Origin of the sequence: Corallococcus sp. CA049B, assembly GCF_003611685.1 — a bacterium.
Taxonomy (GTDB): Bacteria; Myxococcota; Myxococcia; order Myxococcales; family Myxococcaceae; genus Corallococcus; species Corallococcus coralloides.
On record NZ_RAWC01000017.1, the window covers coordinates 1 to 10,799 of the forward strand.

Genomic DNA, 10,799 nt, shown 5'->3' on the forward strand with positions numbered 1-10,799 from the left:
CGGGGGCGAATCTCGCCGGCCTCTATGCCCTCGTCGCCACCTGCGAGGCCAACGGCGTCAATCCCGAGGAGTACCTGGCCGACATGCTGCTGCGCGTGCAGACGCACCCGCACTCGCGCATCGGTGAGCTGCTACCTCACGAGTGGAAGCGGCGACGCGCTGCTGACCCGCCCGAGTCACCCCTCCAGCCCAGTCCCTGAACAGCTGACTCCTCGCGGCGCTCGCCGAGCACGGTCCGTGTCTGTCATCAAGCCTCCCGGCACGTCATTGGCCGGACGGTTACTAACAGAGCGGCATCCCATTCCAAGGCGGGGGTAGAGACCTGAGCAATCTCTCATTTGAAGTTTCCCCTCGGAGAACCCGTGAGCGGCCGAGCAGGCGAACTCAGAGGGAGAACTGAAAATGAGGGGATGCATCAGCCAGTGGGTGGCTATGACTACATCATGCTAATAGTAAGATTACGGGACGCCTACGGCGTGGCGGCAACTTCCGCTCGCATGGTCGGAGTGAACAATTATCAGTGCTGACGCTCGCCTACGTGCAGGCGTACTCCCGCACGGTGACGCAGTAGTCCAGTCCCGTGTAGGCGCCGAAGTTTGTGACGTCGAACCGCACCGAATTGTTCCAACTGTCGAGGTTCAGGTACGAGTTGTCGACGTACATGGTCTCAGCAAGGGTCTGGGAATTGACCTCAAGCTCGCCCCAGGGCTGCTGGCCGACGAACTGATTGTTGACGAAGACGCTCGCCATACTATCGGCGTGCACCTCGATCTTGAGCCGAATGGTGCGAATCCTGATCGTCCAACTCGCGACGTAGAAGGAGTCGAAGTAACTCACCGCAAGTGCTCGGTGTACCCGTCAGCGGGTGACCAGTCGCCGAATGTACTTCCCAAAGCGCACCGCATCGTACGATGATAAACCCCTACGCATTACCTCCCGGCGATACTGGAGGCGAAAGACTTCGGCGCGAGCCGCTTGCAGCTTGCCCTCAAGCTGACTGATGGCCTTATGTGCAACTGAGGAGGTTGCATCCATCTCCGTCTTGGCTTGAGCGAATTCAGGCGCGAATCGATCCCGCACTGCCAATTCGGCGGTTTTCAAACTCCCTTCGGCTTGGAGTTCGAGCACAGCAAGGCGTTCTCGCTCGCGCGTTACCTGAACTCGAACATCATTGACCTCATCCGCGTTCTGTTGCCACATACGGTCAAGCTCAAGCTCCAAATCGACATGGATCTTGGCGTACTTGCTGCGGATGTTCTGGGTGGTGCTCCCATCTAGCTTCGTGGGCATCATGGAGCGAGCCTGTCGCTCGACTTCTTGGCGCCAAACCCAGAGCGCATGCGCTCTGGCGGGACCGATCCCGTGCACGTGCTGCACCGCGTGCGGCGACGAAATGCTTGCCGCCGTGTAGAACCCCGCCATGTCCAACTTGTACTTCAGTGCCGCCTTGACGCCCGGGATGTCTGCGTTTCCGAGCGTTGCTCGATGTAGTGCAGTGGAAATGAACTGCTTTTGCAGAGCCCGCAGCGCATCGTCCATTTCTGATTGTTCGCTGAACGTTACTTCCGCGATCCGCTGCTGCAGGCCAGAGATGCGGGCGCCTGAGTCCCTTTGGATTATCCCGAGTCGGTCACTCTCAAAAAGGTCGGCGGCTCGCTGTTTCTGCGTAATCTGCGCTCGCTCCGACTGGTACTTTGCATTATGTCGCTCCAGTTCCTTGGCTTTCCTCTTCTGGATTGCCTCCTCGACCTTGCGATATTGCTCGCACAGTGCTGCGAGCTCACTCTTCACGTGCCTCAACTCATTCGCGAGCGACGCAATGAGTGACTCGCCTTTATGCGCCTCTTTCTCCGCTGCCTGAAGACTGCGCCGTGCCTGTGCACGAGCTTGGACGGCTGGCTCCCGACAATGCTGAAGGAGAAGAAAAAGCACAACAAGGAGCGCGACAAATGGAACGAAGAAGAGCGTCAGTGCAGGTAGCGCCGCACCAAAGACTCCGACTCCTATCACGATCGCAAAAATAACGCTGTAGGCCGTTATCACTTGCTCACGAGCCTTGCTCCCAACGAATTGAGCTGACGCTTTCGTGGGGGGCTCAACGAAGTCAAGGACCCAAGAAGCAGGAGCGCCGACCGGGGCTTGCGATGAGGGAGCAGTTGGAAACCTTGGTGCATGGGTGGACTTATGATCACCCACCCAACTTGGAATGGCGCTCAACTGAGATGTTGGCGTTGCGGTCTGAAGCAGATTGCCGTCAAGCGGGGGAACCTGACCAGCAGGGAGAGAGAGCAACGTCTTGAAGAGCGCGGTGAGCGATCGAACACCTTGCTCTCTGGAGTTCAGGAGCGTGAGCAGTACCTTCGATTTCTCAGGCTCGGCAAAGTCGCGCTTACGAAAGAGCAGGCAGTCGTCGCCGCACTTGAATTGTCCCCAGAGCTGCGGCTGGCTTGCGAGTGCCAAGATGGAAATGAGGACGACCCATGCGGAGAAGTTGTCGAGGTCCGGGCCAAAGAGGTCGCCTCGCTTAGGGTGTTGGTAGTTGTCGTGTCCACGCTCGTAACTCGTGGAGCCTGCCAACGAAGGCACGAACATACCGTCATAGTCGATAAGACGCAGTTCATCGCCGACGATGAGGACGTTCCCGTGTTGAAGGTCTCCGTGGGCGATTCCGGACTGGCGCAGCGCCCGCATCATTTCGACCCACTTGGTCGCCAGTGCAAGCAACGCCTTCGGGGAGCGCAGGTTCCGTTCAATGTGCGAGCCAAGAGACTCGCCGTTGAGCCACTCCATCTTCAGGATGGGCAACCACTGGCCCCGCACCTGAATGCCCTTTTCAATGAATGTGAAGCCCACCGCGTAGCGCAGCTTGGTGACTTCGAGATGCCTGCTTATTTCCGCGTAACGCCGCTTCTGGTCGTGGTGGATCGAACGTGTGAAGCAGCGTACTGCCCATGACTGCGTGCCGCAGTTCAGCCGGTATACTGTCGCAAAGTTCCCAGACCTTGCTTTGGGGAATGGAAGTGCCGGACTGGTGAGTTCGGGCTGCCCGGACTTCAAGTCCGAGTCGCTGAATACCTGGCTTGGGTTCTGCACCGCCTCTTGGTACTCGCTATCGGTAGGAAGGGACATTGACGAGCCTTTAGAAAACGTCAATCCGCATCAAGGTCGAGTCGTCGTTCTTGAGCGTGCCATCCCTGCGCAGTCGCGCAATCATTGCGTCAAAGGCCTCGGCTTGGTCCGTCGTGTTCAGGTCTCGGAGGACACGCCAAGGAGCGCGTCCTGCTTCATCTTCTGCCATGAACCAACAAGCAAGGGCGTCGGTCATCAGGTACAGCGTATCGCCGGGCTCGCAGGTGCCTTCTGCGATGCGGAGGTGCGCTTCGAGAGCTACCGAGTCGCCCAGATTGCTCGAAAGCAAGAAGGGTGATGAGCCGAACTCAGATGAATGCTCCAGTGGGAAGCGACACATGATGCGTTCAGCTCGCACTTGCACGAGACAAGAGTCTCCGACTGCTTGGGCGCGCCATGCCGAGTGCTCTTGCCCATCGCGACCATTCCGAAGGTGCAGGCTTAGAAACGACGCGAACGCCCCATCCTGGGCCTTGACTGCCGCGTACCATGGAAGCTCTTTCCGCCCGACCTCGGCGGCCCATAGAGGGCGTGCGCTAGCCAGTAGGCTTGGCACATCCATGGTGTCATTGGACTCGGAGAACAACGATACGAGCAGTCGTGCCCACACGCCCGAAAACGAACTCTCAGTGGCTCCGTCAGAGATTGCGAAGCGAAACGACTCGCCGGTTTTGCGCGCCGGTGCCTTCGAAGAAAACGAGTCCTCGTACTCGGCAACCGAGCTTCCGGCCTTCTGCACCCAAAAGACTTCTTCGTTGATCTCCACTCCCATGCGTCACCTACCGCAGGTTGCTGGGGCGCGTGCCAATGTTCAGGAACTTGATGACGGCCACCATGTCCGCGTTGAAGACGAAGCCGCGAGTCCCCTCGGATGTCTTGATACCCTCCTGCTCGGCGGTGGCGCGCATTCCCGGCGTGAGTTGGCTCGACATCTGAAAGAGCAGCTTGGCGAACTGGTCAGGAAGCACCACCTCGGTGTCCGGGAATTCGATCGGCGTGCTCCTTTTCGAGGAGAGATGCACGTTAAGGAAGAGAACCTCTCCGTCGCTGCTGCGGAGCTTTCGAAGAGCTTCGGCGACGGCGGTGGGGTCACCGTCGGTTGCTTCCCCGTCGGTGATGTTCACAACGATGGGAGGAAATGCATCGGGGTGTTGGCGCAGCCATCCTTCCAGAATTTCCTTGGCGCGCGTGATTGCATGACACATCGGCGTGCCGCCATTCGCGACTGGCTCAAACCAGATCGGGAACCGGATCTTCTCCTTCAGAATGCCGCCCGCGCCATCATCGCGCTCGCGGGTGCGCTCGTCGATCCGAGCGGGCGAGTTTCCGACCTCACTGATAAGCACCGTGTCACGACCCGCGAGCGAACCGCTGAACGCGGGACCGACGCTGGCTCCGTAACCGAGGACGCCGACGTGAAAGTAGTCACGGATGCCCTCCTCCTTTGCGCACTTGATGACCAGGTTCTGAAGGAGTCGGTTCGTTGCATCCGCAACGCCATCAGCCTTCTTCTTTTGCGATTCACCGCTGCCACCGAACGGGTCAGCCATTGATCCCGACTGGTCTACCAAGAACAGCAAGCACGTCGGGTTGCTTCTGCTGATTTCTGCCGAGTAGGCCACGACGACCCCCATGAAGGTTTACCGCCGAGACGGCTGCGGTCTGGTGAATTTCCCATCAATCAATGGAGCCCTCAAGAGCCGAATGGACGCCGATGGGTTCTGTCCGTCTGGGCCCAGCTCCGAACCTCACCCCGGCAGTACAGGAGATGAAGCGCATCGGCTAAACCCTCTCACACGGTCGGGTCGGGGGCCGGCGCGGTGGTGTGCAGGCTGCTCTTGGCTGTTTCCGCCGTTTCCAGCTTCGTGCCCGTGTAGAGCGGGCCATCACTCCGTCTCCAGTCCCCGCCACGTCGAACCGGACAGGCGGGTTTCCCGCATCCGGCTCACCGCGAAGGCGTCATCTCACCAGGGTTATGGTTCCGCTCGGCGGGAGGCCTGCTTTCAGGACGGCGTAGTACCTCACCCGGTAGTCATCGAAGAGCCCCCAGGCGCCGTACACGACGTCCTTACTCCACCGCTTCCAACCGAATCCCCCTCGCTTCGCTCTCTTCGCCGCGAACCGCCTCACCTTGAGCTCAACGTGGTGCTTCACCCTGTCGAGCGCTTGGTACGAGTTGCCCCACCGGAAGTAGTTCACCCAACCGCGCACGATGGCATTCACCTCCGCCACGGCTGCCTGCACCGCGAGTGCTCGGCTGTCCCGCAGGACGTAGCGCACGCGGCGTAGGACTTCGGTGACCTTCTTTCGTCGAGGATTCGTATTCGGGTACCACGTCCCCGTCTTCGGGCTCCGCTTCCATCGGAAGTCGAAGCCCAGGAACGCGAAGGAGGCGCCACGGTCGGTCATTGTCACCGTCCGCGTCTTCTCCGTATTGAGCGACACGCCGAGTGCCTCCGCCTCTCGGCGGATGCGCTCCAGCGCCCGGGATGCCCACCTCCGTCCTTTCTCGGAGTTGGGGGCGAGCACCACCATGTCGTCCAAGTACCGCGCATAGCTGAGGAAGCCTCGTCCTCGGTCCAGGGCATGGTCAAGGCCGTTCAGCGCGATGTTGGCCAGCAACGGAGACAGGGGCGAGCCCTGCGGGATTCCCCTGTCCCCCGTGCTCTTCAGGAACTGGTTCACGAGCGCCAATACCTCGCCGTCCTGGACTCTTCGGGCCACCCGCTCCAGCAGCGGCGCGTGCCGGATGCTGTCGAAGTAGGCCTTCAAGTCCACATCCACGACGTGGTGCCTGCGCCGTCGCAGCCCCTGCCGCACGGTGTCGATGGCTTCATGCGCCGAGCGCCCCGGCCTTGCCCCAAAGGAGCTGCCCGAGAAGTCGGCCTCGAAGATTGGCTCCAATACCAGCCGGAGGGCCCCTTGGACGACGCGGTCTCGAATCGCTGGAATCGAGATGACACGCACCTTGCCGCCCTCCTTCGGAATCTCTCTTCGTCGGTACGGTCTGGGGCGGTAGGTGCCGGTGCGGAGTTCCTCGGCAACCGCACCGAGAAACCCTGCCCGTCCCTCCTCCTCGATGTGCTCGAAGCTGATGCCGTCTTGCCCGGGAGCCCCGCCGTTGCGCTTGGCTTCCAGGTAGGCGGCTTCGAGAAGCTCGGGTTTGAGGACGTGGACGTACAATCCCCAGAAGCGATGCTTCGGGGCGGATTTCGCCCGATGGCCTATCCTCGCGCGGAGTTCCTGCGGACTGATGGTGGGCTTTGTCATCCCGCTCTCGCCTCGCTCCTCTGCTCGGAGTGCCTCCGGTAGGGGTCCTTCGCTCCACGGGCATTACCCCGCTTCCGCGCTACTACGACCCCATCCGCCGGGCTCTCGCCTTCGCCGGGCTTCGCCTCGTCGGCTCGCCGCGGCTACCTTGCTTCCGCGGGCTTTCTCCGCGGGGCGAGGAGCCCCTCCCTGTTTCCACTCATGTCCTTGTGCACGTGCCGTCGCCCTCTACCCCGCCGGGTGGTGCGCCCCCTCGGTCGTTCTGCGGGGACGCCCTGCTGCCTTCGCCGTAGTTGTGGCGGCTCGGCACCCGGTGGCATCAATTGACGGGGCCTCGACTGGGCGTTCACGCGTCGTTACGGCCCGCGCACTCGCTCACCCCGCTGAGACGGGGCTTTGTCGGTGGGCTTCACCGCAGGGATCTCCCCTGTCGGCGCCACCCCAGCTATGCGGCCTTGACCTGTTGCCGCCTCGGGACTTTCACCCTACGGGTCCATGAGTTCCTCCAGGCATCACACAACTGCCTTGACGCACACCGCACTCACACCAAGGCCGCGCTGTACGACGCGTCCATCAACCACGGCTTCGACGGCATGAAGGACCTCATCCGCAAGGCGAACACGGCCCTGGGCAACAGCGGACAGGTGGCGCCGGTGATTGGCTACAACGGCATCACGGAGTCAGCCTGGCTCCAGAAGTTCCTGGAGAAGCGCCGCGACGTGCTGGCGGCGGACTCCACCTGGGTGGAGGCGGTGGACCGCGTGGCCGCGTACGAGAAGCAGCGCCGCGTGGGCAACTGGGACCTGGGCACCGCCCTGCGCAACGACGTGCGCGCCCGCGACTGCTGGGGAACCACCTACCCGGCGAGCGGCTACACCGTGCGCAACATCAACCCGGACGGCACCTGGAGCACGCCGTCCTCGTACACCTATTCCTGCCAGTAGCAGGACGGTCCGGCACACGGGCCGTGACGGCGGGCGCCCCGGGATGGCATGACCTCAAGCCATGGCCCGTGACGTTTCGTTCTTCGACAAGCTCGGCTCGCTGCTCGCCCAGGAGCGCGAGGCCGAGAAGGCCCGCATTACCTCGCTCGCGCAAGGGCTCACCCTGCGCGAGCGTGAGGAGCAGGGCCTGTCCGTGCTGGACCTGGAGACCGTCGAGGAGGAGGTGGGCCTGGGTGGCCGCATCCTCCTCACGCTCGCCCGCGCGGACCGGGGGAAGCTGCCCACGCGCGTGTCCAACGGCGACCTGGTGGCGGTGCTGCCCCGCCGCGCGGAGGTGAAGGACCCGGCGAAGGCGCTCGTGTCGCGCGCCACCTCCACCCGCATCCAGCTGGCCTTCGACCGCGAGCCGCCCGCCTACCTGTCCGAAGGCCTGCTGCGCCTGGACGTCGTCCCCAACGACGTCACATATGAGCGCGTGCGCGCGGGGCTCCAGCGCGTGAAGGCGATGGACAAGGGCCAGGAGCGCCACAAGCGCGAGGTGCTGCTGGGCAACGAGCCCCCACGCTTCGACACCACCAAGGACTTCACCCCCACCCGCCCGCTCAACCCGGAGCAGCAGGACGCCGCGAAGCGCGCGCTCGCCGCGGAGGACTTCTTCCTGGTCCACGGCCCGCCCGGCACCGGCAAGTCCACCGTGCTGGCGGAGGTCGCGGCCCAGGCCGTCGCGCGCGGCGAGCGCCTGCTGTGCACGGCGGCCAGCAACGCCGCGGTGGACCACCTGCTGGAGCTGTGCCTGGAGCAGGGCCTGCGCGCCATCCGCGTGGGCCACCCCGCGCGCGTCGCCGCCCGCTTGCAGGAGCACACGCTGGACATCGTGGTGGAGGAGCACCCGGACCGCGTCGTCAGCCGCGACCTGTTCGACGAGGCCTTCGACCTCTTCGGCTACGCGCGCAGGCAGCGCAGCCAGGGCCGCAGCCGCGAGCGCTTCTCCAACGCCCGCTCCTCCACGGCCGAGGCCAAGGACCTGATGGACGAGGCGCGCAAGCTGGAGAAGAAGGCCGTGAAGGCCGTGCTCGCCCGCGCGGACGTGGTGTGCGTGACGCTCGCGAGCCTGGGCTCCGGCGTGCTCGCGGGCGAGGAGTTCGACCGCGCCCTGTTGGACGAGGCCACCCAGGCCACCGAGCCGCTGGCCCTCTTGGGCTTCCTGCGCGCGCCCAAGGTGGTGCTCGCCGGAGACCCTCAGCAGCTGCCGCCCACCGTGCTGTCGCAGGAGGCCTCCAAGGCGGGCCTGGGCGTAAGCCTCTTCGAGCGCCTGCTCAAGGACCACGGCGACGACGTGAAGCGCATGCTGCGCGAGCAGTACCGGATGAACGCCGCCATCATGGCCTTCCCCTCCCAGGAGATGTACGGCGGCGAGCTGCGCGCCCACCCGTCCGTGGCGGACCGCACCCTGAGCAGCGTGCTCGACTCCGGCTCGGGCGCGGAGGTGGACGCGCCGCCGGTGCTCTACCTGGACACCGCGGGCAAGGGCTTCGACGAAGAGGTGGAGCCCACCACGCACTCCCTCCTCAACCCGGGCGAGGCCACCTACGTCATCGCCCGCGTGCGTCAGCTCCTCTCCCTGGGACTGGCTCCACGCGAGGTCGCCGTCATCGCCCCGTACAGCGCCCAGGCCCGCCACCTGCGCGAGGCCCTGGAGGCCGTGCACCCGGAGGTGGAGGTGGACACCGTGGACGCGTTCCAGGGCCGGGAGAAGGACGCCATCCTGGTGAGCATGACCCGCTCCAACAGTGAGGGGCAGCTGGGCTTCCTCAACGACCTGCGCCGCATGAACGTGGCCCTCACCCGCGCCCGCCGGCACCTGTTCGTCGTGGGCGACTCCGCCACCCTCAGCAGCCACCCCTTCTACGCGCGCTTCATCGAAGGCACCCAGACGGACGGCGGCTACCGCTCGGCGTGGGAGTGGCCGGACCCCGCTGAACAATGATTGTCATTCCAACGACTCAGGGCTGCCCCGGAGGACTACGCAAGGAGTGCGACCCGGGCGCCCGAAATTTGTCGCCCCGCTGAACGAATTTTGTCACCTGCCTGGCCGCCGGGCGTGGGAGACGGCCGGAAATCAGGCATTTGGCTCCTTCCGCGAGGTCGGCACGAAGGATGCTTTCTCTTCTGGACACGGAGGGAATGCATGTCTCAAGCGCCTGTGGTGACCAAGGAGAATGACGTCTGGGTGATTCGGATCGACCGGCCCAACGGCAAGACCCAGGAGTACCGCTGCGCCACGGAGAGCCAGGCCCGGCAGCTGGCCCTGGTGCTCGGCAAGCCGGACACCGGCGGTCCGCCGCGCCCGGCGGCGGCGTCGACCAGCACCGTCGCGTAGGGTCGCCAGCACCCGGGGGGCCGGAGTAAGCCGGAGGGCACGAGGAGACACCCGTGCCCGCCGCCGCATTCGAATCCCTCACCGTCGACGCAGAAGGGCTGCCGCTGCACGTGCGGCAGCGTGGCCCCCAGGGCGCCCCCGCCGTGCTGCTGCTCCACGGGTGGCTGGACCATTCCCACAGCTTTGATCCGCTCTGCGAGCACCTGCCCGAAGCCTGGCGCACGGTGCTGCTCGACTTTCGAGGCATGGGCGAGAGCGGCCACGCGGGCCCCGGCGCCGCGTACCACTTCAGCGACCACCTGCTGGACGTGGAGGCCACCCTGGACGGGCTGGCCCTGCCCCCCGTGCACCTGGTGGGGCACTCGCTGGGCGGCATCGTCGCGCTCGCGTACGCCGCCGCGCGCCCGGAGCGCGTCCAGAGCCTGACCCTCATCGAGAGCCTGGGGCCTTCGGGTGGCCCGCCCACGGGCGCCGTGCAGCGGCTGCGCGGCTTCCTGGACGACGCGCGCCGGCCCCCCAACCGCAAGCGCTACCCCACCGTGGAGGCCGCCGCGGAGCGCCTGCGGCAGGCGAACCCCACCCTCTCCCCGGACGCGGCGCGGCTCTTCGCGCGCCATGGCACCCGGCGCACGCCGGAGGGCGACTTCGCCTTCACCTTCGATCCGCGCCACCGCCGCCGCTTCGGCCAGGGCTTCGACGAGGCCCAGTGGCTGGCGCTGGAGGCCGCCGTCACCTGCCCCGTGCAGCTCTTGCGCGGCACGGAAGGCCTGTCCCCCGCCCCGGAGCTGCTGGAGGCGCGGCTGGCCGCCCTGCGAACGCTGGCCGCCCCGCCCCGCTTCTTCGAAGGCGGCCACCATGTGCACCTGGAGCAGCCGGCCGCCATCGCCGCCGCGATCGCGGCCTTCGTGGCGAGCCATACCAGCGGCCCGGCGGCAGAAGCGTCCAGTTCATGACCTGAAAAGTTGGGGGTGCGGGTTGGCAAAAGGTCGGGAAAAACCTTTCACCCTCCAGGGCACCCCGGTTCCCTCCAGCGCTCACTTGGTCGCTGAAGTGTCCGCCAAGTCCTTGATTTCCGG

Annotated in this window: 10 protein-coding genes; 5 read left to right on the forward strand and 5 right to left on the reverse strand. The window is 64.8% G+C overall.

Annotated features, from left to right (window positions below; translation table 11 throughout):
* On the forward strand, nt 1-200 hold a 200-nt coding region (locus D7W82_RS06070), incomplete at its 5' end, for a transposase domain-containing protein (RefSeq protein WP_147439237.1).
* A gap of 334 nt (nt 201-534) precedes the next feature.
* On the opposite strand, the gene D7W82_RS06075 is transcribed toward D7W82_RS06070, so the two are convergent.
* The 5 genes from D7W82_RS06075 to ltrA all read right to left on the reverse strand — a co-directional run bounded on the left by D7W82_RS06075 (nt 535) and on the right by ltrA (nt 6,399).
* Nucleotides 535-837, reverse strand: a complete 303-nt coding sequence (locus D7W82_RS06075) for a hypothetical protein (protein WP_120617426.1) — start codon at nt 835-837, stop codon at nt 535-537.
* 21 nt (nt 838-858) lie between these two features.
* Nucleotides 859-3,129: a hypothetical protein gene (locus D7W82_RS39975; RefSeq protein WP_147439238.1), complete on the reverse strand. Its 2,271-nt coding sequence runs from the start codon at nt 3,127-3,129 to the stop codon at nt 859-861.
* A 10-nt stretch (nt 3,130-3,139) separates the two neighbouring features.
* Nucleotides 3,140-3,901, reverse strand: coding sequence for a hypothetical protein (locus tag D7W82_RS39980; protein WP_158617599.1), 762 nt, complete (start codon nt 3,899-3,901; stop codon nt 3,140-3,142).
* Between the two features lie 7 nt (nt 3,902-3,908).
* Nucleotides 3,909-4,751 carry a vWA domain-containing protein gene (locus D7W82_RS06090; protein ID WP_120617469.1) on the reverse strand — a complete coding sequence of 281 codons (843 nt, stop codon included), beginning with the start codon at nt 4,749-4,751 and terminating at the stop codon, nt 3,909-3,911.
* Between the two features lie 337 nt (nt 4,752-5,088).
* The gene (gene ltrA, locus D7W82_RS06095; RefSeq protein ID WP_233587332.1) at nt 5,089-6,399 is read right to left on the reverse strand and encodes a group II intron reverse transcriptase/maturase; all 1,311 of its coding nucleotides are present in this window, start codon (nt 6,397-6,399) and stop codon (nt 5,089-5,091) included.
* Nucleotides 6,400-6,854: 455 nt separating this feature from the next.
* Between ltrA and D7W82_RS06100 the strand changes: the two genes are divergently transcribed.
* From D7W82_RS06100 to D7W82_RS06115, 4 genes are all read left to right on the forward strand, one after another.
* Nucleotides 6,855-7,343 carry a chitosanase gene (locus D7W82_RS06100; RefSeq protein WP_255417093.1) on the forward strand — a complete coding sequence of 163 codons (489 nt, stop codon included), beginning with the start codon at nt 6,855-6,857 and terminating at the stop codon, nt 7,341-7,343.
* A 61-nt stretch (nt 7,344-7,404) separates the two neighbouring features.
* On the forward strand, nt 7,405-9,330 hold the full coding sequence (locus D7W82_RS06105; protein WP_120617429.1) for an AAA domain-containing protein: 1,926 nt from the start codon (nt 7,405-7,407) through the stop codon (nt 9,328-9,330).
* A 201-nt stretch (nt 9,331-9,531) separates the two neighbouring features.
* Complete coding sequence (locus D7W82_RS06110; protein WP_120617430.1) at nt 9,532-9,723, forward strand: hypothetical protein; 192 nt, start codon at nt 9,532-9,534, stop codon at nt 9,721-9,723.
* A 53-nt stretch (nt 9,724-9,776) separates the two neighbouring features.
* Nucleotides 9,777-10,676: an alpha/beta fold hydrolase gene (locus D7W82_RS06115; protein WP_120617431.1), complete on the forward strand. Its 900-nt coding sequence runs from the start codon at nt 9,777-9,779 to the stop codon at nt 10,674-10,676.
* Nucleotides 10,677-10,799: the final 123 nt, after the last annotated feature.